This window comes from Nocardia cyriacigeorgica (genome assembly GCF_010858045.1).
Lineage (GTDB): Bacteria > Actinomycetota > Actinomycetes > Mycobacteriales > Mycobacteriaceae > Nocardia > Nocardia cyriacigeorgica_E.
On sequence record NZ_JAAGVC010000038.1, the window covers coordinates 1 to 22990 of the forward strand.

The following is a 22990-nucleotide window of genomic DNA, read 5'->3' on the forward strand; positions in this document are numbered from 1 at the left end:
GGGGTTGACCTCGGCCGCGGTGCACTACCACTTCGGGTCCAAGCAGGCGCTGGTCGCCGCGTTGTTGCAGAGCAGGCTCGGACCGCTGTGGGAGGCGTCGCTGGACGATCTCGCCGAGCGGGCGGCCACGGTGGCCGAATGCGTGGACGCGGTGCTCGACCCGCTGGCCCGGCTGGCCGACGATCCGATCGGCCGGTTGCATATCCGGCTGCTCGCGCGGCTGGTGCTCGGTCGTCAGGACATCGGCTGGACCGCGCGCTGGTTCACCCTCGACCCGTTCGCCGACTTGCTGCGGCAGCAGTATCCGGCGCTGTCCGCGCATGAGGCGCGGTCGCGCTGGATGCTCGCCTTCGATCTCATTCTGGGCCAGTTCGGTTCGCCGCTGGCCGAGGATCGTGACCTGTCGCCGCAGACGGTCGCGACGCTGCGCGCGTTCGTGACCGCGGGCCTGTGCGCACCGGTGGAGGCATGATGAGCACGGTCTTCGCCCCTGCCCCGCTCGGTCCGATCACCTTGCGTAATCGGGTGATCAAAGCGGCGACCTTCGAGGGCCGCACACCCGACGCGCTCGTCACCGACGATCTGATCGAGTACCACCGCGCGCCCGCGGCCGGCGGAGTCGCGATGTCGACGGTCGCCTACTGCGCCGTCTCCCCCGAGGGCCGCACCGACCGGCATCAGATCTGGATGCGCCCGGAGGCGGTGCCCGGCCTGCGCAGGCTCACCGACGCCATCCATGCCGAAGGCGCGGCCGCCAGCGCACAGATCGGGCACGCGGGGCCGGTCGCCAATGCCGCGTCCAACCGTGTGCCCGCGCTCGCACCGGGCCGGATGTTCAGTCCGCTGGGCATGGCTCGGACGGTGCGCCCCGACGCGGCCGAATTGCGGCGCGTGGTGCGCGCCTTCGCCGACGCCGCCCGCACCGCCGAGGAATCCGGGTTCGACGCTGTCGAACTGCATTTCGGGCACAACTACCTGATCAGCTCGTTCTTCAGCCCGCTGCTCAACCACCGGCGCGATGCCTACGGCGGCAGCCTCGTCAACCGCGCACGGCTGGCGCGTGAGGTCGCCGAGGCGGTGCGCGAGGCGGTCGGCGGGCTGCGGCTGGAGGAGAGCTTGCAGATAGGGCGCTGGCTCGAAGCCGACGGCACCCTCGATGCCCTGGAGCTGACCATCGGAAGTTCGCTGCTCAACCCGATGTACCTGTTCCACGGCGATGCCCCGCGCAAGGAATTCGCCAAGGCCTTCCCCGGGGCGATGGGCTGGGGCATGCGGCTGGGCGGACGGTTCTTCCTGCGCGAATACCCGTACCGCGAGGCCTACATGCTCGACCTGGCCCGCCAGTTCCGCTACGAGCTGAAGATGCCGCTGGTCCTGCTCGGCGGCATCACCACCGCCGAGACCATGCAGCGGGCGATGGACGAGGGATTCGAGTTCGTGGCGATGGCGCGGGCACTGCTGCGGCAACCGGATCTGCTGCTGCGGATCCAGCAGAACGCGAACACCCCATCGCTGTGCACGCACTGCAACAAGTGCATGCCGTCGATCTTCAGCCGCACCACCTGCGTGCTGGCAGGCCCGGACCAGCCGGTGCCGCGGTGAATCCGTCGTCGGTGGACAACTGCTGACCGCACACTCGGCTGCACTGCGCTGCTCGGCACTCGACTCGGCGATTCCGCCGACAGCGTGGGCCTGCCGCGCGGGTGGCCGCTGGGCGGCGACGACGGACGCCTACCTCCCTATCGCGAACGGGCGCCCGCTAGACCCCTGCGACAGCGTGCGCCCGCTCCGTCCGCGCCACCGCATCTGCCAGGTGGGAGTTCGCCGCCGCGAGGGCCGAACGCGCGCCATCGGAGAGCTGCGGTGTGCGCATCAGTTCCTCACACCGCCGGGCCAGCTCACGCCGGTCGGAGCCGGGCTGCTGGATCGGCTCCAGCACGATCTCGGCGACGATGCCGCGCGAGCGCAGAATGCGCCGGGCCGAGGTGGCGAAGGTGTCGTCACCCACGAAACCCGGTGCGGTGCAGGGCTCTCCGTGCGCGTCCAGGTAGCGCAACCGGATCGGCTGGACCGGCGTGCCGGTGTCGATCGCGGCCTGGAACAGCGCGGGCCGCAGCTTGCCGAAGGCCCGCCCACACCAGGTGGTGCCCTCCGGGAACGCCGCCACCCGCTCACCGGCGCTCAGGCGCTCGGCGATCTGCGCGACCACCCCGGGCAGCGTCCGCAACCGCTCGCGCTCGATGGGAATGATCCGCATCAGCTTGGCCAGCCCGCCGAGCATCGGCCAGTCGATCAGATCGGCGCGCGCGACAAAGCTCAGCGGCTGCACCGCGGCCAGCACGACCACATCCGACCAGCTGATATGTCCGGCGACCACCAGTACACCGGTGCCGGGCGAGGCATACTGCGCCCTCGGGCCCTGCGCATCCCCGCCGAGCCCACCGCCCGATCCGCGATTGTCGATCACGCGCAGCGTGATACCGCAGCTGCGCAGCACCGCGCGGGCGTACTCGCGTTGCAGCTGTTCGCGCCGGCGCGCGGGAGTGAGGATATGGGCCGCCGGGTAGCTGGCCAGCAGTCCGGCCAGGCGGACCGCACGGCCGGCCACCCGGGCCGAACCCGCCGCATCGGTGGCCTGAACGCAGCCGGGCCCGCAGGGACTGACCGGCATCCACGAATGCACCGCGGTCGCGGGCGGGGCGTCGAACACCATGACGCTCACCGCCCGCTGTCGAATCCGGCGGCGGCGCCCTGCAACCGCTCCAGGTACCGGGTGTTGATGGTGTCGAGGCCGAGCAGGGCGACGAAGTCGGCGACCGCGAAGTCGGGGTCGTGGGCCGGTTCACCGCAGATCTCCGCACCGAGGCGCAGGTAGCCGCGCAGCAGCGGCGGCAGCTTGGGGCGTGCGGGCGGGGTGAGCTCGTCGAGCGTTTTGCCGTCCACCACGACCGGGCGATACGGGTCCACCCGGCGCTCGGGGTCGCAGGCGTGGCGGCCGAGCAGCAGGTCGCGTACGCCGCGCACGTTGACGCCGACCGGATCCTCCGGAGTGTCGCGCATCGGCACCGACACGCATCCCATCACCCACTCGTATCCGGTGAGCTGGATGTAGTGCAGGATGCCCGCCCACATGAGGGTCAGCACCGAACCGTTGCGGTGATCGGGCACCACACAGGCGCGGCCCATCTCGACGATGCGGTGGCCGGTGGGATCGAGGCGGGTGAGGTCGAATTCGGTGGCGGTGTAATAGCCGCCCGCGGCGGCGACCTTGTCCGGCGGCAGCATCCGGTAGCAGCCGACGAACTGCTCGGTCAGCTCGTCGCGAACCAGCAGGTGATCGCAGTGCTCATCGAAGCGGTCGGCGTCGAGGCCGGTGCCGTCATCGGGGATTTCGAAGCCGGGTTCGGCGGCGAAGACGTCGTAGCGCAGGCGCTGCGCTGCCGTGCGGTGCTCGGTATCGGAGGAGACGACCAGTGAATACCGAGACCGTTCCACCCCGGTGTCCGTCGGTCGAGCCGGGGCTGTCAACACGGACGTAATAGTCATATCCGTTATGAGGCCAGCCGCAGACTGCGCCGGAGCGTCCGCCGAGTGTCGCGTGTATGCCCGTTCGGTGAACGAGACGGCCGTCACACCCGGTGTTCACCGCGACGTCGACGCGCGTTCCCTGCGGCGTCGGCCGCGCACAACCGATCGCGCCGTCCCGGTGCGGGACAACGCGATCGCGGCAGGTATCGAGCCTGGTCAGGCAGCTATAGGCGGTTGTTGCTCGACGGCGGGGCGGTCCTTGCCGATCTCGGCGAAACCAGGGCGGCCGTTGCCGGTGAAGGCGACCAGCCAGCCCATCACCGCCATGAACCTGTTCCGGAAGCCGACCAGATAGAACAGGTGCACCGCCAGCCACATGTACCAGGCGATCAGGCCCTTGAACTTGATCTTGTCGCTCACCTTGGCGATGGCGCTGCGCCGGCGGATCACCGCCATGCTGCCCTTGTCCCAGTACTCGAACTCGGTGCCGGGCAGCTTCTTGCGCCGGATGATGTCGGCGGCGTGCCTGCCTTCCTGCATCGCGACCGGCGACTGGCCCGGGTAGCCCTTCAGCGAGGTCATATCGCCGATGGCGTAGATGTCGGCGTAGCCACCGACGGTCAGGTCCGGGTTGATCAGCAGCCGCCCGGCGCGGTCGGTCTCGGCGCCGGTGGCTTCGGCCAGGATCTCGGTGAAGCCGCTGGCCTGCACACCAGCCGACCAGACGACGGTCTCCGCGGCGATCCGATGCTCGACGCCCTGCTTGTCCTTGACGGTCACCTTGCCGGGTTCGATATCGGTGACGAAGGTGCCGAGCAGCACCTCGACCCCGCCCTTGGTGAGCGATCGCTTCGCGTACTCCGACAGTCCGCCGCCGAACGGCGGCAGCACCTCACCGGCGCCCTCGACCAGGGTGACCGACACGTCCTGGTGGTAGTAGCGCTTGGCGAGTTCGGCCAGCTGGCCTGCCACCTCGACACCCGTGGCACCGGCTCCGACGACGACGAAGCTGAGCAGCCGCTCGCGGGTCTCCTTGTCGGCGCGCTTCGCCTCGGTGAAGACGTGGTCGATCTGGGCGCGCAGCCGCTTGGCGTCGTCGATGGTCTTGAGCGAGAAGGTCTTCTCGGCGAAATCGTCGCGGCCGAAATACGACTGGTTGGCGCCGGTGGCGGCGATCAGCGAGCCGTAGCGGATACGGCGCGGCCCATCGGCGGTCTCGTAGACGAGTTCGGCGGCATCGGGATCGATCGCGGTGACCTTGCCCAGCCGGACATCGGCCTTCTCGTGCCTGCGCAGGATCGAGGCGATGGGCGGTGCGATCTCGTCGGCGGCCAGCACGCCGGTGGCGACCTGGTACAGCAGCGGCTGGAACAAGTGTTCCGGCGTGCTCGAGATCAGCACGTAGGGCACATCCGATTTGGCCAACTGCTTGGCCGCGGCGAGGCCGCCGAAGCCCGATCCGACGATGACGACTTCGACGAACTCCGTTTCCGCAGCCCGTACGGCTTCCGTATTACGCATCCTCACAACACCCCTGTTGATCATGACAGCCTGTTCATCATGAAGAACCGTTATCAGGAGTCGAGATATTTCACCCGTCAGGGCGCATAATTCAGATGACTCTTATCTGAATCACTAATTAATGGAGGTAACGGTGGAGCTGCGCCAGCTCACCTACTTCGTCGCGGTGTGCGAGGAGCTCAGCTTCAGCAGGGCCGCGACCCGCTGCTTCATCTCGCAGTCGGCGATCAGTCATCAGATCGCCCGGCTCGAACACGACCTCGGCGTCCAGCTCTTCGAGCGATCCACCCGATCGGTCGTTCCCACCGACGCGAGTACCAGGCTCCTTCCGCTGGCCAAGCAGATGCTCAGCCTGGAGTCTGCCATCAGGGCCGCGGTGCGCACCTCGCGCCCGCGCATCCGGCTGGCGGCGAACATGTCGTTCGCGACGCGCTCGCTCTCGGCGATCGCGGGCGCCCGTGATGCCCACCCCGGCGCCGAGATCGAGTTCGTCATCAAGCCCTTCCGCCAGCGTATCGCCGCCGTCGCGGACGGCGACTGTGACCTCGCGCTGATCCGCGGCAGCGTGGACCAGCCGGGGCTGACGGTGGAGCAGCTGTGGGTGGAGGACCTGATGATCGCCACCGCGCCCGCGCATCCGCTGGCCGGACGCACCGACGTCACGCTGACCGAACTCAGCGCCTATCCCCTGCTGCTACCGCCGGAATCCGAGCAGGTGCTGCTGCACAATGTGGTGCGCGCGGCCTTCGCCGACCAGCCCTCCGGCCCCACCTTCGGTCCACCCATCCCGCCGGATCACACGGCCACCATGGAGCTGATCAACCACCCGGACGCGTGGACGATCCTGTACGCCAACAGCCCCACCGAAGGCATCGCGACGCTGGAGTTGGCCGGGCACCCGCTGCGCGTGCCGGTCTCGGCGGTCCTGCGCACGGGTGCGCGCCGATCGCCCATTCTGACGACGTTGCTGGCGGCGTTGCACTGCGCATGAGCGGTGGTCGGATCAGGCCAGGGCCCACGCCACCGCGAGATCCCGCTTCAGTTGCGAGCCCTCGTCCTCGATCGACCAGACGACCTGCTCCACCGCACGCATGAACGCCCAGCCGCGGGCACGTTCCCGATCTACTCCGAGCGCGTCGGCAGTCATGGCGATCATCCGGCGCGCGTCGGCCGGGTTCGGCTCGCTCTGCACCTGTTTGAGGATCAGGAACCCGGCGTCGTAGGCCGCCTCACCCAGGTACGGCTTCGGGTCGATCAACAACCACGGCTCGCGTTCGGCGGCAACGATATTGCCCAGGTGGGTGTCACGGTTGACGATCAGCAGCGGGCCGTCGAGCTCGGCGAGCTCGGCGCACCAGCGGCGAGCCCGATCGAGCAGCAGCGCGGGGAGCGCCGCGACGATCTCCGGATCGTCGGACCACTGCGCCCATTCGGCCACTGCTTCCACGGCCGACGGCGGTGCCGGATATCCGGGAGGTAGCTCGCCGGGTTCGCGCCGCAGGCGCCGGTACAACTCGGCCGCGATCAGCACTTTGCCTGCGTTTTCGGGCGCACCCTCCAGCGGCGGAGTCGGCTGTCGCAGCAGGGGAACACCCGGTCGCGCCCATTCCAGCAGCATCGCACCGCTACCGGGATCGAAGTCGAACAGCCGCACGGCGCCATCACCGGCGTAGCAGTACAACCCTGCGGGCTCACCGGCGTTCTCCTCGTCGACGAAGGGAACCTTCAGCACCGCGACCGAACCGTCGCCGCACCGCACCGGCGCGACGAACGAATGGGTGCCGCCCCCGAATGGTTCGCCGATGAGTTCGAGGCTCCAGTCGCGGCACCGGGCCGCCACGAGTCCCGGTAGGGCCGCCAGCCAGTGCTCGCCCTCGTCGCCGAAGAAATCGCGGATCGATGCGGCCACGTCCGGCGGCAGTGCGATGGTCACCCGGTCAGCCTGCGGCTCGGGGCCGGCCACGGGCAAGCGAATTCTTGCTGCGTGTCCGGCGGGTCTGCGTTTCCGGCGGGTGCCCGGTCCGGTGGCGCTCCTGTGATGCCGACGATGTGCCGCTCAGCCCCAACGGTGCGCACCGCGCAGCGCCACCCGGTAGGCGATCCATCGTTTGGTGGACGGGGAGGTGGCGCAGACCAGCGCGGTGCCCACGATGACCAGGAGCGGGACATAGGCGATCAGCGCGAGCCATTCGCCGGTGACGCCGATCGCGACGCACGCGATGAGACACAGCAGAGTGGCCAGTACCGAGCAGATGATCGTCAGTATCCGTCCGGAAGGTCTGCCGGTCAGCAGTAGAAGGCCTGCGGAATTCCACAGCAGCGCGACCGCCGCTACCACCCCGAGTAGCGGAATGTTCTGCTGCACCAGCTTGTCGTTTCCTTCGCCGATCGCCTTGACGGTATCGGTCACGCCGAGGATGAAGATGCCGGCGAAGAGCAATCCGAACAGCTGCGTGATGATTCCGGCGGTCAGCACGGTCTTCATCGAGGGTTTCGGGCCGTACGCCGGATTCGATGGCGCCGGGCCGTAGCCGGGCACGGCGAACCGTGCCCCGGAACCGGGCATCGGGACGCCACCGTGCGGCGCCCACGCGGCGGGCGGCGCGGAGACACTCGCGCCACCGGCCGGACCGATCGGCCCCGCCTGCCGGATGGTCGGCGACGACGGATGCACCGGCACAGCCACATGCCTGCCCTCCAGCGCATCACGCATCGCGGTGGCGAATTCGGTGCAACTGCCGAACCGCTCATCGCGCCGTTTGGCCATGGCGCGGCCGAGCACCGCGTCGACGCTCGGGGGCAGATCCTTGCGGATATCGGTGAGCCGGGGCACCGGCTGGGAGATGTGCCCCATCACTACCTGGCCCGGATTGGTCGAGGCGTACGGCGAGCGACCAGCGAGGATCGCGAACAGCGTGCAGGCCAGCGAATACTGATCGCTGCGCGCGTCGACGACCTCACCGGAGAGCTGTTCCGGTGAGCCGAAAGCGATGGTGGCGGTGAAGGTTCCGGTGGCGGTGAGTGTGGTGTTGGCCTCGGTGAGCCTGGCGATACCGAAATCGGTGAGCACCGCGTGTGATTCGCGGCCCGCGTCGGCATCGGCGATGAGGATGTTGGCGGGCTTCACGTCGCGGTGCAGTACGCCCTGGCCGTGCGCGTAATCGAGCGCGCCGGCGGTGTCACCGATCAGCCGCGCCGCCGTCGACGCCGGGTGCATGCCCGCATTCCAGGAACCGGCATCCGTGCCGCGCACATATTGCATCGCGATCCACAGATGACCCTCGTCGGCTCCGCGATCGAACACCCCGACGATCCCCGGATGATCCAGTCGCGCAACCACATCGGCCTCCAGCTCGAACCGCCGCGTGAGCTCGGGATCATCGGACACCGCCTTGTTCAACAGCTTCAACGCCACACTGCGCGGCAGCCGCGGATGCTTGGCCAGATACACCGTCCCCATCCCGCCCTGCCCCAGCACACCCTCGAGCTGATACCCGGCGAAGGTCGTACCCACCCCCAGCACGCCTGCTCCTTCCGATCGCGGTCGAACACCGCGACGCTACCGCATCGGGGTGCCGGGAAACGGCCGTGGTGTGCGGATCAGAAAGCCAGCGCGGACCAGGAAATCTCGATCGGGAAGGGGTACGGGAACGACACCCCGTCCGCCGAATCTGGTGTCCATTCACCGGCCAGCAGGTAGTTCGACGAGCGGAGCGGGCGTACGCCGGAAGGCAGTTCGGCATGGCCGATCTCGAGGATGTAGACGCGGATCGCTCCGATACCGGTGAGGTCGGGTTTCAGGTCGACTTCCCAGTACGACGGGATGCCGGCGCCGGCGTACCGGGCCTTCTTCGCCTCGACATCGCCTGGTGTATTCGATGGTGACAACACCTCACCGACCAATACCGTGTCGGTGGCGCGGACATCGGCGCCCGGCGGGAGGCAACGGTGGACGAGGAAATCGGGCGTGACGAAGTCGGATTTACCGGTCGTTCCAAAGAAGACATTGGTTTCGAGATTCCCGCGCCAGCACCGCTCAGGATGAGAGGCCCTGTCGTCGCCGGCGCAACTCCTGATCTCCTGCGCCAGCAACAATGTGGCCAACTGATGTTCCCCCGGCCCACGCCGTAGCCACACCACGCGCCGATCCCACAGCTCGATCTGATCGGCGATCTCCTCGGGCAGCTTTTCCAGCTCTTCCCAGGTCATGTACTCGGGAAGATCGGGACGGTCGGTGCGCGAGGCACTCGGCACGGTCATGCGCTCATGGTACCCACCAGCACCGATACAGCCGTCCAACGCGTGTGGCCCCGGCCGGAAATTCCGGCCGGGGCCACACGTCGCTGCGCGGCGGACTAGCCCTTGTGCGACTTGACCGCTTCGGTCAGCTGCGGCGCGACGTTGAACAGGTCGCCCACGATGCCGTAGTCCGCGATCTCGAAGATCGGGGCCTCTTCGTCTTTGTTGACCGCGACGATGGTCTTCGAGGTCTGCATACCGGCGCGATGCTGGATGGCGCCGGAGATGCCGAGGGCGATGTAGAGCTGCGGGGAAACCGTCTTACCGGTCTGGCCGACCTGGAACTGGCCCGGGTAGTAGCCGGAGTCGACGGCGGCACGCGAGGCACCGACTGCGGCACCCAGCGAGTCGGCCAGCGCCTCGACGACCGAGAAGTTGTCGGCCGAGCCGACACCACGGCCACCGGAGACGACGATGCCGGCCTCGGTGAGCTCCGGACGGTCACCGGCGACGACGGGCTCGCGCGAGGTCACCTTGACCACGCCCTCTTCCTGCGCCGGAACCTCGACGGTCACCTTCTCGCCGGCACCGGCCTGCGGGGCGGCCTCGATGGCACCCGGGCGCACCGAGATCACCGGCACGTCGCCGGTGGCCTTGGCGTCGACGGTGAAGGCGCCACCGAAGATGGAGTGCACGGCCGAGCCGTCGGCGTTGACGCCGATGACGTCGACGAGCAGGCCGGAGCCGATGCGCGCGGCGAGGCGGCCCGACACCTCCTTGCCCTCGGCGGAGGCGGCGACGATGACGGCGGCGGGCGAGGCGGCCTCGACCAGACCGGCCAGCACGTCGACCTTCGGGGTCACCAGGTAGTTGTCCACATCGTCGGACTCGGCGATGTAGATCTTCTCGGCGCCGGCCGCGGCGAGCGCGTCGGCCAGCTTCTCACCGGTGCCCGCGGCGCCGAGCACCACGGCGGACGGCGAGCCGAGGGTACGGGCGGCGGTGATCAGTTCGGTGCTGACCTTCTTGACCGCACCGTCGGCGTGCTCGACGAGCACAAGTACTTCTGCCATTTGTGTTCTCCTGTGTCTGATTGCGGTGTTCGCGATGCCCTGCGCGGTACCGGGGCGGGCATCGGATTCACATCGCGAAGCAGTCTGGTACGGGCGGGATCAGATGATCTTCTGACCGATGAGGTACTGGGCGATCTTGGTGCCGCCGTCGCCCTCGTCGGCGATCTTCTCGCCTGCGGTACGCGGGGGCTTCGGGGTCGACGCGGTGACCGCGGTGCCGGCGTTGGCCACGCCCACGGTGGAGGGGTCGATACCGAGGTCGGCCAGCGTGAAGGTCTGCACTTCCTTCTTCTTGGCGGCCATGATGCCCTTGAAGGAGGGGAAGCGCGGCTCGTTGATCTTCTCGGTGACCGAGACGATGGCCGGGAGGTTGGCCTCGAGCTTGAACACGCCCTCGTCGGTCTCGCGCTCGCCGGTGATCTTGTCGCCGTCGACGGTCAGCTTGCGCAGGTGGGTGAGCTGCGGGATGCCGAGGTATTCGGCGATGATCGCGGGCACGGCACCGGCGCGGCCGTCGGTGGCCTCGTTACCGGCGATGACCAGCTCCACACCTTCCACCTGGCCGAGCGCGCCGGCCAGCACCCACGCGGTCTGCACGGCGTCGGAGCCGTGGATCGCCGGGTCGTTGATGTGGATGGCCTTGTCGGCGCCCATGGACAGCGCCTTGCGGATGGCCTCGGTGGCGCGGTCGGGTCCGGCCGACAGCACGGTGACCTCGCCGCCCTGCGCCTCCTTGATCAGCAGCGCTTCCTCGACGGCGCGCTCGTTGATCTCGTCGAGCACCGCGTCGGCGGCCTCGCGGTCGAGGGTGAAATCACCATCGGAGAGCTTGCGCTCGGACCAGGTGTCGGGAACCTGCTTGATGAGTACGACGATGTTCGGCATCGGTCTTCGTCGACCTCCTGTTCTGGGTACACGGGGTATGGGCGGTCGGTCGCACGATCCGGCGGGCCGTACGTCCATGTGAGTCGCTCAGGGCGTGACACTACCCTACGTTAAGTTACTCGTGGGTAACTTACTCCGCGAGGGCCCTGAACACCAGACCGGGAACAAGTTCACCGGCCCGTACCAGTAACGTCAGAACGATGAGTGAGGCTGTGATTCCTGCCGCAGTAGGCGAACCGGCACCCATGACCGCCGCGACGCCGGGCGCACTCGACCCGCTGCCGCTGACCGGCGAGCGCACCGTGCCTGGAATCGCCGAGGAGAACTACTGGTTCCGCAGGCACGAGATCGTCTACGCGCGGCTGCTGGAGCGCTGCGCGGGCAAGGTGGTGCTCGAGGCGGGTTCGGGCGAGGGCTACGGCGCCGACATGATCGCCGGCGTCGCCACCCGGGTGATCGGACTGGACTATGACGCGAGCGCGGTCGAGCACGTGCGCGCGCGCTACCCGCGCGTGGAGATGATCCAGGGCAATCTCGCCGATCTGCCGCTGGACGACGCCTCGGTCGACGTGGTGGTGAATTTCCAAGTGATCGAACATCTTTGGGATCAGGCGCAGTTCCTGCGGGAATGCCTGCGGGTGCTGCGACCGGGCGGCGAGCTGCTGATCAGCACGCCGAACCGGATCACCTTCTCCCCCGGCCGCGACACTCCGCTCAACCCGTTCCACACCAGGGAACTCAATGCCGCCGAACTCACCGAACTGCTGGTGGAGGCCGGTTTCGAGGTGTCGGTGATGACCGGCGTGCACCACGGCGAGACGCTGAAAGCGCTGGACGCCAAGCACGGTGGCTCGTTCATCGACGCGCAGATCGAGCGCGCGCTGGCCGGTGAACCCTGGCCTGCCGAACTCACCGCCGACGTCGCCGCGGTGACCGTCGACGATTTCGCCCTGACCACCGACGACATCGATGCGAGCCTGGACCTGGTGGCCATCGCGGTGAAGCCTTGACCGATAACGCACAACCCGTGCCCGGCCAGTTCACCCTGGTCCTGCATTCGCATCTGCCGTGGCTGGCCCATCACGGCCGCTGGCCGGTGGGTGAGGAATGGCTCTATCAGTCCTGGGCCGCGTCCTACCTTCCGGTCGTCGACGTTCTGAGGACCCTTGCCGCCGAAGGCCGTTCGCATCTGCTGACGCTCGGCATCACCCCGGTGCTCGCCGCCCAGCTCGACGATCCGCACTGCCTGGCCGGTATGCATCACTGGCTGGGCAATTGGCAGTTGCGCGCCGACGAGGCCGCGATGGCCGGCAACATCGCGCTCGGCAGGCATGAGCACCGGCTGGCCGCGGCCGCATTGGCGGAGTTCGAACAGCATTGGCGTCACGGCGCCGCCCCGGTGTGGCGGCAGCTGATCGATGCCGAGGCGATCGAACTGCTCGGCGGCCCGCTGGCCCATCCGTTCCAGCCGCTGCTCGATCCCCGACTGCGCGAATTCCAGCTCACCGAAGGGCTCGCCGACGCCCGGCTGCGCTGGGGCCACACCCCGTCCGGCATCTGGGCGCCCGAATGCGGTTACACCCCCGGGATGGAGGTCGGCTACGCCGCCGCGGGTGTGACGCATTTCATGGTCGACGGGCCGGCGCTGCGCGGCGATTCCAGCCTCGGACGGCCGGTTCGCGAATCCGATGTGGTGGCCTTCGGCCGCGATCTCCAGGTCAGCTACCGGGTCTGGTCGCCGAAGTCCGGCTATCCGGGCCACAGTGCCTACCGCGATTTCCATCACTACGACCACGCCACCGGTCTCAAACCGGCCCGGGTCACCGGCAAATCGGTCGCCGGGCCGGACAAGGCGCCCTACGACCCCGAGCTGGCAGCCGCCGCGGTGCGCGCCGACGTCGACGATTTCGTCGCCACCGTGCGCGAACGGCTGATCGGCGAGTCCGAGCGGATCGGCAGGCCCGCCCTGGTGGTTGCGGCCTTCGACACCGAGCTGTTCGGGCACTGGTGGCACGAGGGTCCGCAGTGGCTGGCGCAGGTGCTGCGCGCGCTGCCCGAGGCGGGCGTCACCGTCGGCACCCTGGCCGACGCGCGGGCGAACGGCTATGTCGGCGAGCCGGTGCAGTTGACCGATTCGTCGTGGGGCTCGGGTAAGGACTGGCGGGTCTGGGCCGGCGATCAGGTGCGCGATCTGGTGGAGCTCAACGACGATATCGTCGCCCTCGCGCTGGACACCGTCGACAAGATGCGCGCGGATTCCTCGGCGACCGGCCGCGACCGGGTGGCCGATCAACTCCTGCGCGAGGCCATCCTGACCGTGTCCAGCGACTGGGCGTTCATGGTCAGCAAGGACTCCGCGGCCGGGTACGCCCGCGAACGCGCACACCAGCACGCGCACGCGGTGCGTGAGATCGCCGCGGCCGTCGGGGCCGGTCAGCTCGCCAAAGCACGGCAGTTGGCGGCAGGATGGGGGGCGGCCGACGGATTCTTCCCGGCCCTGGACGCGCGTCGGCTGCGCGCTGCCACCTCAGAAGGACATACATGAAGATCTTGATGGTGTCGTGGGAATACCCGCCGGTCGTCGTCGGCGGGCTGGGCAGACACGTCCATCACCTGGCCACCGAGCTCGCCGCCGCGGGCCACGAGGTGGTCGTGCTGGCGCGCCGCCCCACCGGCACCGACCCGTCGACCCACCCCACGCATTCCTACATCGCCGACGGCGTCCTGGTGGTCGCGGTCGCCGAGGACCCGCCGTTCTTCGATTTCGGCGAGGACATGCTCGCGTGGACGCTGGCGATGGGCCATGCGATGGTGCGCGCCGGCGTCGCACTGAACAAGCCCGGCATCGGCGAGGGCTGGACCCCCGATGTGGTGCACGCCCACGACTGGCTGGTGGCCCATCCGGCCATCGCCCTGGCCGAGTACTACGACGTGCCGCTGGTCTCGACCATTCACGCCACCGAGGCCGGCCGGCACAGCGGCTGGGTCTCCGGCCGGGTCAATCGCCAGGTCCATTCGGTGGAATGGTGGCTGGCCAATGAATCCGACGCGCTCATCACCTGTTCGGCGTCCATGCAGGACGAGGTGGAGCGGCTCTACAGCCCCGACCGCATCCCGCTGACCGTCATCCGCAACGGCATCGATGTCGGCGCCTGGACCTTCCGGCCGCGGCCGCCGCGCACCGGACCGCCGCGGCTGCTGTATGTGGGCAGGCTCGAATACGAGAAGGGCGTGCAGGACGCGATCGCGGCGCTGCCGCGGATCCGGCGCGCCCACCCCGGCACCACGCTCACCATCGCCGGGGTCGGCACCCAGTTCGAATGGCTGCGCGAGCGGGCCAGGGTGCACCGGGTGGCGCGGGCGGTCACCTTCGCCGGCCAGCTCGACCACACCGAACTGCTCGGCTGGCTGCACGGCGCCGACGCCATCGTGCTGCCGAGTCGCTACGAACCCTTCGGGATCGTCGCGCTGGAGGCGGCCGCGGCGGGAACCCCCCTGGTCACCTCCACGGCCGGCGGGCTCGGTGAGGCCGTGATCGACGGCGTGACCGGGGCGTCCTTCGAACCGGCCGACGTGGACGGACTCGTGCAGGCGGTGCGCGCGGTGCTCGACGATCCGGCCGCCGCCCAGGAACGCGCCTACGCCGCCCGCGAACGCCTGACCGCCGATTTCTCCTGGGATGTGGTGGCCGCCGAGACCGCGCAGGTGTATCAGTCCGCCAAGCGGCGGGTGCGGACCCCGCTCGGGCGTCCGGTGATCACCATGCGCCCACTGCCGGAACGCGATCCCAACCAGCCGGTCTGACCGGCCGGCTCATTCCTGCGGGGCGAAGACGAAGATCTCGCCGATCCGGGTGGCCACGACCACCTCGCCGTCGGCGCTGACCGAGGTTCCGGTGGTGGTGCCGCTCGCACCGGGCAGCACGTCCGAGTCGAGGGTCTGGCCGGTCTCGGTATCGAAGGTGATCAGGTTGAGGCCGTCACCGATGGCCGCCACCGTGTAGCCGGTGTGCCCCGCGGTCTGGGCGGGCGTGCCCCGGTGGCCGAGATCCTTACGCTCCCAGACCTGTTCGACGCTGTCGCCGTTGTCGCGCAGGGCCAGCAGGTAGCCGTCGTCGCCGGCCGGGATGATCAGCCCGTCGGCGGAGACGGAGATGCCGCGGCGCGGAGTCCACTCCAGCGGATGCACCCATTTGGTGCTGCCCTCCATGGCGTCGACGGCGATCAGCCGGTCGCTGTTGTCGCCCACGTAGACGGTGCTGCCGTCGGCCGACAGGGCCGGGCTGGTGGCGCTGCCGCCCTCCAGCATCTCGGCGCTCCACAACCGCTCGATCTCGCCGTCGATGTAGCGCAACGCCACCAGCGAGGCCCTGGCGTCGCCCGGACGCCACACGGTGGCGTAGAAGCGCCCGGAGTCGGTGTCGATGGGCGAGACATTGGCCACCGCGCACTGCGGGCCGCCGGTGGGGCAGTCGTCGAGGCCGTCACCGGACGGCGGCCAGCTGAGAGCGGGAAGTTCGAGATGATCGGGCTGGCCGAGCAACTGCATGGTGGGCACCAGCCGCTGACCGGTCTGCCGTGACAGCACATCGATCTGGCCGGCCTGGGTGATGGTGAGCAGGTTGCTGTCGCCGGTGAACTGCAACGAGACGGGCACGCCCGCCACCGCGGTGCGCCAGCGCGGCTGGCCCAGGTAGTTCATCGACGTCACGCCGCTGTCGTCGCCGACATAGACGTTGGCGAGGCCATCGATCAGCGTCGGCGAGGAGATCGCGTTCGGCCCCATCGGGTTACAGAACCGTTTGCGGCCGGTGGGCATCTGGAAGGAAAAAATATTGCAGCCCGACGGCGTGCGGGTGGTGACGAACATCTGGCCCTCGGCCGCCACCCCGACCGGAGTCGCGATCGGCCCGCCCACCGGGCGCGACCACTTCAACTCCACCGCGTGCGCGCCGGTGACCGGGCTGGTACCGCTGTTGCGGGCGTCGTGATGGGCGCCGGGCCAGCCGAGGCCGGGGCCGACGGTGATGTCATCGACATCGGTGCCGCAGCCGGTGAGCACCACCGCGCCCACTGCCAGTAGCGCCGCCGCCGTATTCACCCGCAGCCGTTGCCGCCCGGATACAGCTCGTACGCTGCCGATTCGCACCTGCTGCTCTCCTTCACACGCGATCTGCCGTGATCATCTCCCCGCGCGCCCGCGCGTGCCAGTGAGGTTAGCCGACGGGTATCGATCCGTTCGGGGCAGCACGTCAGTAGGCTGTGTGCGCGATAGGCGGACACACGACGGGAGAACAGTTCGTGACGAGCATGTGGGGCGCACCGTTGCGTTCACGGTGGCGGGGATCGCGGCGCCGCGATCCGCAGCAGGCACGCTTTCTCACCATGGCGTCGCTGCGCTGGGTGATCGCCAACCGTGCCTACACGCCGTGGTACCTGGTGCGCTACTACCGGCTGTTCAAGTTCCGGCTGACCAACCCGCATATCGTGTTGCGCGGCATGGTGTTCCTCGGCCGGCGGGTGGAGATCCACGCGACCCCGGAGCTGGGCCGGATGGAGATCGGCCGCTGGGTGCACATCGGCGACGGCAATGCCATCCGCTGCCACGAGGGTTCGCTGCGCATCGGCGACAAGGTGGTCTTCGGCAAGGACAACGTCGTCAACACCTACCTCGATATCGAGATCGGTGAGTCGACGCTGGTCGCGGACTGGTGCTACATCTGCGACTTCGACCACAAGATGGACGACATCACCATGCCGATCAAGGATCAGGGCATCGTGAAGAGCCCGGTCCGCATCGGCCCGGACACCTGGATCGCGGCCAAGGTGACGGTGCTGCGCGAGACCCGCGTCGGCCGTGGCTGCGTGCTCGGCGCGCACGCCGTGGTCAAGGGCGAGATCCCCGACTACTCCATTGCCGTCGGCGCACCGGCCAAGGTGGTCAAGAACCGCAAGGCGGCCTGGGAGTCCGGTGCCGAACAGCGCGCGGCCTACCTCGCCGCGCTCGAGGACATCGAACGCAAGAAGAACGGCGCCCCGGCTCAGGCGTGAGCGGCGGGCCCGCCGCCCGCACGGGCCCGATCACGGCTGCGGTAACGCCCGGTTGTCGGCGCGATCCATTACGGTCTGCCCCATGACGAGGTACGCGGCGCTGTTGCGCGGGATCGCCCCGATGAACCCGAACATGACCAACGACAAGCTCAGAGGCGTGTTCACCGGGCTCGGCTTCGAGGCGGTCGCCTCGGTGCTGTCGAGCGGCAATATCGTCTTCCGCACCGGCGAGGCCGATCCGGCCGAGCTGGAGGACCGGATCCAGCGGGCACTCAACCGGGAACTGGGCATCCCGGGCGGCACCATCATCCGCGACTACGACGAGCTGCGCACGCTGCTGGACTCCGACCCGTTCGAGGGACTGACCCATGGGCGCGGCACCTACCTGACCGCCACCTTCCTGAAGAGCACCAGCAACGAGCCGATCGAGCTGCCCGACGATCCCGATCCACTCACCCGCGTGGTCGGCTACGACCCCGCCGCCCGGGTCTTCCTGTTCGTCGTCGACAACAGCACGCCGAGGACTCCCGATTTCATGGCCTGGCTGGAGCGCACCTACGGCAAGGACATCACCACGCGCACCTGGCTGACGGTGCAGCGGGTGGTGAAGAAGATGGAAGCGATCACCTGAGCACCCGGGCTGCGCGCGATCACGCAGCGAGGCGTAGCGCGGCAGGCTTCCGGGTCGCGCCCGAGATCGATCATGTGCCTGGCGTCCTCGGCGGCGGTCGGGCAGAGCTATCCGGAGTCGGGCCGAGCGGCAGCTACGGCCTCACACAGGAACACGGTGGCGTGGCGGCCGATGCGCGTGATCACGAGCGTGAAGGGCTGGGAGCCGGTCGGTTTCAGGCGGCGGCGCAGCTGGTCCGGGTCGACGTCGACGCCGCGCACCAGGATCTCCAGCGCGCCGCAGTCCCGTCGGCGCAGCTCGGAGCGCAACGACTTCTCGCGGAAATCCAGCTGGTCGAGCACCCGGAAGCCGCGCACGCCCTCGGGCACCCGGTCGCCGGTGAGGTAGGCGATACGCGGGTCCAGCTGCCAGAGACCGTGTCTCGCCGCGTACTGGCGGACCAGGCCGGCGCGGACGATGGCGCCGTCGGGGTCGATGATCCATTCGCCGGGGGCGCGCTCGGGGATGTCGTCGGGCTCGGCGTCGGTCAGGATGGTGGCCCGGCCAGTCGACGACAGCACCGTCGCACGGCGGGTGACGCCGGAGTCGGTCAGTCCGGGCGACCACAGGCAGGCTTCCCGCACCGAACCGTCGAGGGACACGACCTCGATCTCTCCGGTCCAGTCGAGGCTATCGAAATCCAGTCCGGGGGCGCATTTCACGGCCAGATCACGACCGGGATAGGCGGCGAGGAGATTCGGCAGCGGTGGTTGGAGTTTCGCCGGATCGTGCGTTCGCCTGCCGTCGGCTCGGCGCGCTGGATCAGCGATGATCACAATGTCCCGTGTACACGGGACCAATGCATCCGCCTTGACCAGCAGCACATTTCGGGCGGTTACCGCGTCGTCGCCGGGCCGCCGAGCAGGTGCGATCCGCTCCGGCACGACAACCCCGGCGGACGCGTCGTCGGACGACACCGAACCGGTCGATGCATAGTCGGCCGGCTCGTCGACAGCAGCCGTCGTGCCGATAATGCGAATCGTTCGGGCCGGCCGCCGCGCCAGCGACAGCGCCGATCGGCCTAGATTGTGCCGCGCCATCGCGAGGCGAACGTCGTCCAGGTCGCTGCCGATCACGGCCGGGCACACCCGCGCCAGCTCGGCCAGTTCCGCGCCGATCGAGCAGGTCACATCGTGGACGGCGCGACCGGCGAGCCGGGCCGCCCGGTGCCGCGCCACCACTGTTGGCGTGGCCTGCTGGAGCGCGTCGTCGGTGAACAGCCACTCCCCCGCGTCGGCGAGTTTGGCGGCGGCCCGGCGGCGTAGCCGCACGGTCTCGATCAGTGCCGCCGCCCGGTCGCCATGGTCGCGGCGCACCCGCTCCAGATCGCGCAGGTGCGTCGACGGGGTCAGCTCCAGCCGGTCCACGTCGGCCAGTGCGGCGGCGCCCGCCGCACCGGCCAGGAAGACGACGTCCTCGTGGCTGAAGCCGTAGCCCACTACTGGCCCGGGGCGCCCGGCTTCACACCGGTGATCATGGCGTTGTAGAAGAACTGGCGCGGCACCACCCGGCGCATGACGTTCTCGTCGACCCAGCTCAGGCCCAGCCACGCCTTGTACATCGCCATCCGGTAGCGCCAGGTGAGCTTTTCGGCGGGCACGGCGGCCTCGAAGGTGCGCACCGGCCAACCCCACAGCGCCGCGGCGAACTCCTCGGTGTGCGCGGCGACCTCGACCGCGCCGGCCGAGCGGGCCATCGCCTCGAGCTGATCGGGGGTGAAGGTGTGCAGGTCGACGACGGCCTCGAGGGCGGCGGCGCGCGAGGACTCGTCCAGTTCCTCCTGCGGACGGCGCCAGCTCGCCAGACCGGGCAGCTTGGTGAGGTTGGTGGTGGCGCCCCAGGTGATCCGCCCGAGCCAGCGCGCGTAGAAATTGCCGGCGGTGGTGGGCTCGCCGGCGAAGACCAGGCGCCCGCCCGGCTTGAGCACGCGCAGGCATTCCTTCAGCGCGAGTTCGACATCCGGGATGTGGTGCAGCACGGCGTGGCCGACCACCAGGTCGAAGGTGTTGTCCTCGTAGGGGATGGTTTCGGCGTCGGCGACGCGGCCGTCCACGTCCAGGCCGAGGTTCTGCGCGTTGCGCAGGGCGACCTTCACCATGCCCGGCGACAGGTCGGTCACCGAACCGCTCTTGGCCACCCCGGCCTGCATCAGGTTCAGCAGGAAGAAGCCGGTGCCGCAACCGAGTTCCAGCGCCCGGCCGTAGGGCAGCGCCACCGGCCCGACCGCCGCGTCGAAGCGGCCGCGCGCGTACTCGATACACCGTTCGTCATAGGAGATCGACCACTTGTCGTCGTAGGTCTCGGCTTCCCAGTCGTGGTAGAGGACCTGGGCGAGTTTGGTGTCCTTGAGCGCGGCTTCGACCTCGGCCTCGGTGGCATGCGGGTTCGGCGCGGGGTCGTCGTGGCGTACCGTCATGGTGGCCTAGCCTAAACCCTCGCTGTAGGTCGTCTCATACCAGTGGGTGGGATCGCGCGCGCGGCGGCGGGTCAGCGTCCGACGAACTCCGCCGAGCCGGGCCCGTCGGCCAAATAAGAACGTGTTCCTATCAGGCGATCTTCCGTGCCGAACAGCTCCGACCACGCGATTCGGGCCCGATCGTGGCCGTGCGGGCCCGCCTCGAAGACCGCTTTCGCGGCCGCCAATGCGCGGGCCGGGCCGTCGAGGAAACCACGCGCCCAACCCACTGCCGCGGTGTAGACGTCATCGGGTGCCACGACCTCGTCGACCAGTCCGAGGGCGCGTGCCTCGTCCGGTTCCACGAAGCGGCCGGTGTACACCAGATCCTTGGCGGCGCCCGGCCCGATGAGCGCGGTGAGCCTGCGGATGCCTGCCAGCGGGATCAGGCCCGCCTTGATCTGCGGCAGCCCGAGCTTGACGTTGTCGCCGATGACGCGGCGGTCGGCGCCGAGGGCGAGTTCCAGGCCGGAACCGAGCGCGTAGCCGCTGATCGCGGCCACCGTCGGCTGCGGAAGCCGGGCCAGGCAGCCGAGCGCGTGCTGCAGATCGGCGGCCACGGCGCCGGCCTGCTCGGCGGAGAGCGCGGCCAGTTCGGCGAGATCGTCGCCGGCGCAGAAGACGCGTTCGTCACCGTAGACCACCACCGCGCCGATGCGCGGATCCACGCCGACCGCATGCGCCGCGGCGGCCAGCTCCCGCACCACCTGGATGTTCAGCAGGTTCATCGGCGCACGGGCGATACGCAGTACCGCCACCCGGCGTTCGGTCTCGCCGTCCAGCTCGTCCACGGTCACGAATTCGGCCATGGCTGGCAACCTACCGGGTGCGCGCCGGATCTCTCATTCGCGCGTGGAGCCCTGCAGCTTGCGCTGATCGGGAAGGTCGTCGAAGTACCGGGCGCAGTCCGGGAAGCTGAGCGCCTTCCTGCCCTCGGCGGCACTGAACACCGGTTCGATCGGGTCGATGGCGCGCTCGGCGGCCAGGATCTCGGCGGTGGAGGCATAGCCGGACAGCGCGTCCAGCTGAGCCCAGGTGGGCGGCAGCAGGATGTCGGCACCGGCCCGCCAGCGGTCCAGCGCTTCGGCGGGGGTGCGCCACTGGACCTCGTCGGCCTCGGAGGTCGCGCCGTCGGCGCGCTGGCCTTCGGGCAGCACGGCGACGAAGAATCGGGTGTCGTAGCGACGCTTCTCGACCTCGGGGGTGATCCAGTTGGCCCACGGGCGCAGCAGATCGGCGCGCAGCACCAGCTTCTCCTCGACCAGGAACTGCGCCAGCGACAGCTCACGCCGCTCCAGCTTGCCCCTGGCCTCGCGATAGCCGGTGGTATCGGCGACCACCTGGTCGGCGGCCGGGCCGGCCAGCAGCACTCCGCACTCTTCGAAGGTTTCCCGCACGGCGGCACAGACCAGGGCCTGGGCACGCGGTTCGGTGGTGCGGAAACGCACGGCCCACCAGGCCGGTTCCGGCCCGGCCCAGGCGATGTCGGCGGTCGCGTCGGAGGCGTCGACGCCGCCGCCGGGGAAGACGGTCATGCCCGCGGCGAAGGCCATGGCTCCGACCCGGCGCTGGAGGAACACCTCGGGGCCGGTGGCCCCGTCGCGCACCAGCATCACCGTCGAAGCATCCTTGGGCAGCACCACATCACTCATTCCTGCACCCTAACGCTCGCTTGGGAACGGGCACGCCGACGGCGTGGGGTTCCGACCACTCAGCGAGAACGGTGTTTGCCGAAGCGGCGCGCCCGGCGCGCGAAGTATCGTCCGTCGACTCGATCGAGCGCGATGGACTGACTGAAGGCCTCGCTGAGGTTCTCCGCCGTCAGCACATCCGTCAGCAGCCCCTGGGCGACGACGGAGCCCTCGTTGAGCAGCAGCCCGTGGGTGAACCCCGGTGGGATCTCCTCCACGTGGTGGGTGACCAGCACGATGGCCGGTGCGTCCGGATCGGCGGCCAGGTCGCCCAGGCGCTCGACCAGTTCCTCGCGGCCGCCGAGATCCAGGCCGGCGGCGGGTTCGTCGAGCAGCAGCAGCTCCGGGTCGGTCATCAGCGCACGGGCGATCAGCACGCGTTTGCGCTCCCCCTCGGAGAGGGTGCCGTAGGTGCGGTCGGCCAGGTGCTCGGCACCGAGGCTTTCCAGCATGTCGATGGCGCGGTCGGTGTCGACGTCGTCGTAGCGTTCGCGCCAACGGCCGAGCACCGCGTAGCCGGCCGAGACCACCAGATCGCTGACCTTCTCCTCGCGCGGCACCCGGCCCGCTACCGCGGCCGAGGACAGACCGATGCGCGGGCGCAGTTCGCTGACGTCGACCTTGCCGAGCACCTCGCCGAGCAGATGCGCGATGCCCGAGGTGGGATGCACTTCAGCGGCGGCCATCCGCAGCAGCGAGGTCTTGCCCGCGCCGTTGGGGCCGAGCACGACCCAGCGTTCGTCGAGCTCCACCTGCCAGGTGACCGGGCCGACGAGGGTATGGCCCGAGCGGCGGATGGTGACGTCGGTGAAATCGATGAGCAGATCGGGATCCGGTTGCGGCACGCGCTCCATCTTGGCTCAAAAGCCACGCGCGCG

22 protein-coding genes are annotated in these 22990 nt (G+C 69.2%); 8 read left to right on the forward strand and 14 right to left on the reverse strand.

What is annotated here, in order from left to right:
- Both GV790_RS23500 and GV790_RS23505 read left to right on the forward strand, forming a co-directional pair.
- The coding region (locus GV790_RS23500; protein WP_163816144.1) for a TetR/AcrR family transcriptional regulator at positions 1-472 on the forward strand (472 nt) is incomplete at its 5' end.
- Positions 472-1602 (forward strand): NADH:flavin oxidoreductase, encoded by a 1131-nt coding sequence (locus GV790_RS23505; protein WP_163816145.1) that lies wholly within the window; start codon positions 472-474, stop codon positions 1600-1602. The genes GV790_RS23500 and GV790_RS23505, both read left to right, overlap by 1 nt.
- Before the next feature lie 157 nt (positions 1603-1759).
- Here GV790_RS23505 and GV790_RS23510 read toward each other — a convergent pair whose 3' ends face one another.
- The 3 genes from GV790_RS23510 to GV790_RS23520 all read right to left on the reverse strand — a co-directional run bounded on the left by GV790_RS23510 (position 1760) and on the right by GV790_RS23520 (position 5049).
- Positions 1760-2722 carry a lysophospholipid acyltransferase family protein gene (locus GV790_RS23510; protein WP_163816147.1) on the reverse strand — a complete coding sequence of 321 codons (963 nt, stop codon included), beginning with the start codon at positions 2720-2722 and terminating at the stop codon, positions 1760-1762.
- A complete protein-coding gene (locus GV790_RS23515) occupies positions 2719-3546 on the reverse strand; it encodes a GNAT family N-acetyltransferase (RefSeq protein WP_163816150.1) in 828 nt (275 codons plus the stop codon). The genes GV790_RS23510 and GV790_RS23515 overlap by 4 nt, the downstream gene beginning before the upstream one ends.
- Positions 3547-3744: 198 nt before the next feature.
- Positions 3745-5049, reverse strand: coding sequence for an NAD(P)/FAD-dependent oxidoreductase (locus GV790_RS23520; RefSeq protein ID WP_163816152.1), 1305 nt, complete (start codon positions 5047-5049; stop codon positions 3745-3747).
- A 133-nt stretch (positions 5050-5182) separates the two neighbouring features.
- Between GV790_RS23520 and GV790_RS23525 the strand changes: the two genes are divergently transcribed.
- Positions 5183-6040 (forward strand): LysR family transcriptional regulator, encoded by an 858-nt coding sequence (locus GV790_RS23525; RefSeq protein ID WP_280211802.1) that lies wholly within the window; start codon positions 5183-5185, stop codon positions 6038-6040.
- 12 nt (positions 6041-6052) lie between these two features.
- Here the strand turns inward: GV790_RS23525 and GV790_RS23530 are convergent, their stop codons facing one another.
- The 5 genes from GV790_RS23530 to GV790_RS23550 all read right to left on the reverse strand — a co-directional run bounded on the left by GV790_RS23530 (position 6053) and on the right by GV790_RS23550 (position 11246).
- Positions 6053-6982: an aminoglycoside phosphotransferase family protein gene (locus GV790_RS23530; protein WP_163816157.1), complete on the reverse strand. Its 930-nt coding sequence runs from the start codon at positions 6980-6982 to the stop codon at positions 6053-6055.
- A 123-nt stretch (positions 6983-7105) separates the two neighbouring features.
- Entirely contained in the window at positions 7106-8572 is a 1467-nt protein-coding gene (locus tag GV790_RS23535; protein WP_163816159.1) for a serine/threonine protein kinase, read from the reverse strand.
- A 77-nt stretch (positions 8573-8649) separates the two neighbouring features.
- Positions 8650-9309, reverse strand: a complete 660-nt coding sequence (locus GV790_RS23540) for a Uma2 family endonuclease (RefSeq protein ID WP_228815125.1) — start codon at positions 9307-9309, stop codon at positions 8650-8652.
- Between the two features lie 95 nt (positions 9310-9404).
- Positions 9405-10361 (reverse strand): electron transfer flavoprotein subunit alpha/FixB family protein, encoded by a 957-nt coding sequence (locus GV790_RS23545; RefSeq protein ID WP_163816161.1) that lies wholly within the window; start codon positions 10359-10361, stop codon positions 9405-9407.
- Positions 10362-10460: 99 nt separating this feature from the next.
- Complete coding sequence (locus tag GV790_RS23550) at positions 10461-11246, reverse strand: electron transfer flavoprotein subunit beta/FixA family protein (protein ID WP_163816163.1); 786 nt, start codon at positions 11244-11246, stop codon at positions 10461-10463.
- A 245-nt stretch (positions 11247-11491) separates the two neighbouring features.
- On the opposite strand from GV790_RS23550, the gene GV790_RS23555 reads away from it, so the two are divergent.
- Genes GV790_RS23555 through GV790_RS23565 form a run of 3 tightly spaced genes read left to right on the forward strand, consistent with a single transcriptional unit; the run spans position 11492 to position 15050 of the window.
- A complete protein-coding gene (locus tag GV790_RS23555) occupies positions 11492-12256 on the forward strand; it encodes a class I SAM-dependent methyltransferase (protein WP_163816202.1) in 765 nt (254 codons plus the stop codon).
- Positions 12253-13791, forward strand: a complete 1539-nt coding sequence (locus GV790_RS23560; RefSeq protein WP_163816165.1) for a 1,4-alpha-glucan branching protein domain-containing protein — start codon at positions 12253-12255, stop codon at positions 13789-13791. The genes GV790_RS23555 and GV790_RS23560 overlap by 4 nt, the downstream gene beginning before the upstream one ends.
- Positions 13788-15050, forward strand: coding sequence for a glycosyltransferase family 4 protein (locus GV790_RS23565; protein ID WP_163816167.1), 1263 nt, complete (start codon positions 13788-13790; stop codon positions 15048-15050). The genes GV790_RS23560 and GV790_RS23565 overlap by 4 nt, the downstream gene beginning before the upstream one ends.
- Positions 15051-15059: 9 nt before the next feature.
- Here GV790_RS23565 and GV790_RS23570 read toward each other — a convergent pair whose 3' ends face one another.
- The gene (locus GV790_RS23570) at positions 15060-16394 is read right to left on the reverse strand and encodes an outer membrane protein assembly factor BamB family protein (RefSeq protein ID WP_280212970.1); all 1335 of its coding nucleotides are present in this window, start codon (positions 16392-16394) and stop codon (positions 15060-15062) included.
- A gap of 152 nt (positions 16395-16546) precedes the next feature.
- Between GV790_RS23570 and GV790_RS23575 the strand changes: the two genes are divergently transcribed.
- Complete coding sequence (locus tag GV790_RS23575) at positions 16547-17296, forward strand: acyltransferase (RefSeq protein WP_163816169.1); 750 nt, start codon at positions 16547-16549, stop codon at positions 17294-17296.
- Positions 17297-17378: 82 nt separating this feature from the next.
- On the forward strand, positions 17379-17927 hold the full coding sequence (locus GV790_RS23580) for a DUF1697 domain-containing protein (protein ID WP_163816171.1): 549 nt from the start codon (positions 17379-17381) through the stop codon (positions 17925-17927).
- A gap of 107 nt (positions 17928-18034) precedes the next feature.
- Here the strand turns inward: GV790_RS23580 and GV790_RS23585 are convergent, their stop codons facing one another.
- The 5 genes from GV790_RS23585 to GV790_RS23605 all read right to left on the reverse strand — a co-directional run bounded on the left by GV790_RS23585 (position 18035) and on the right by GV790_RS23605 (position 22966).
- The gene (locus GV790_RS23585; RefSeq protein WP_375139420.1) at positions 18035-19318 is read right to left on the reverse strand and encodes a THUMP-like domain-containing protein; all 1284 of its coding nucleotides are present in this window, start codon (positions 19316-19318) and stop codon (positions 18035-18037) included.
- 86 nt (positions 19319-19404) lie between these two features.
- Positions 19405-20382, reverse strand: coding sequence for a class I SAM-dependent methyltransferase (locus GV790_RS23590; RefSeq protein WP_014352264.1), 978 nt, complete (start codon positions 20380-20382; stop codon positions 19405-19407).
- 71 nt (positions 20383-20453) lie between these two features.
- Positions 20454-21230, reverse strand: coding sequence for an enoyl-CoA hydratase-related protein (locus GV790_RS23595; protein WP_163816175.1), 777 nt, complete (start codon positions 21228-21230; stop codon positions 20454-20456).
- A 33-nt stretch (positions 21231-21263) separates the two neighbouring features.
- Positions 21264-22073, reverse strand: coding sequence for an NUDIX hydrolase (locus GV790_RS23600; RefSeq protein WP_163816177.1), 810 nt, complete (start codon positions 22071-22073; stop codon positions 21264-21266).
- A gap of 59 nt (positions 22074-22132) precedes the next feature.
- Positions 22133-22966, reverse strand: coding sequence for an ABC transporter ATP-binding protein (locus GV790_RS23605; RefSeq protein ID WP_163816179.1), 834 nt, complete (start codon positions 22964-22966; stop codon positions 22133-22135).
- Positions 22967-22990 lie beyond the last annotated feature (24 nt).

Excerpts from the sequence above, each read along its gene's own strand:
- GV790_RS23605 (WP_163816179.1), bottom strand. The coding sequence starts at position 22,966 with ATGGAGCGCGTGCCGCAACCGGATCCCGATCTGCTCATCGATTTCACC.
- GV790_RS23580 (WP_163816171.1), top strand. The coding sequence starts at position 17,379 with ATGACGAGGTACGCGGCGCTGTTGCGCGGGATCGCCCCGATGAACCCG.
- GV790_RS23565 (WP_163816167.1), top strand. The coding sequence starts at position 13,788 with ATGAAGATCTTGATGGTGTCGTGGGAATACCCGCCGGTCGTCGTCGGC.
- GV790_RS23545 (WP_163816161.1), bottom strand. The coding sequence starts at position 10,361 with ATGGCAGAAGTACTTGTGCTCGTCGAGCACGCCGACGGTGCGGTCAAG.
- GV790_RS23595 (WP_163816175.1), bottom strand. The coding sequence starts at position 21,230 with ATGGCCGAATTCGTGACCGTGGACGAGCTGGACGGCGAGACCGAACGC.
- GV790_RS23540 (WP_228815125.1), bottom strand. The coding sequence starts at position 9,309 with ATGACCGTGCCGAGTGCCTCGCGCACCGACCGTCCCGATCTTCCCGAG.
- GV790_RS23520 (WP_163816152.1), bottom strand. The coding sequence starts at position 5,049 with ATGCGTAATACGGAAGCCGTACGGGCTGCGGAAACGGAGTTCGTCGAA.
- GV790_RS23600 (WP_163816177.1), bottom strand. The coding sequence starts at position 22,073 with ATGAGTGATGTGGTGCTGCCCAAGGATGCTTCGACGGTGATGCTGGTG.
- GV790_RS23515 (WP_163816150.1), bottom strand. The coding sequence starts at position 3,546 with ATGACTATTACGTCCGTGTTGACAGCCCCGGCTCGACCGACGGACACC.
- GV790_RS23550 (WP_163816163.1), bottom strand. The coding sequence starts at position 11,246 with ATGCCGAACATCGTCGTACTCATCAAGCAGGTTCCCGACACCTGGTCC.
- GV790_RS23590 (WP_014352264.1), bottom strand. The coding sequence starts at position 20,382 with ATGACGGTACGCCACGACGACCCCGCGCCGAACCCGCATGCCACCGAG.
- GV790_RS23505 (WP_163816145.1), top strand. The coding sequence starts at position 472 with ATGAGCACGGTCTTCGCCCCTGCCCCGCTCGGTCCGATCACCTTGCGT.
- GV790_RS23555 (WP_163816202.1), top strand. The coding sequence starts at position 11,492 with ATGACCGCCGCGACGCCGGGCGCACTCGACCCGCTGCCGCTGACCGGC.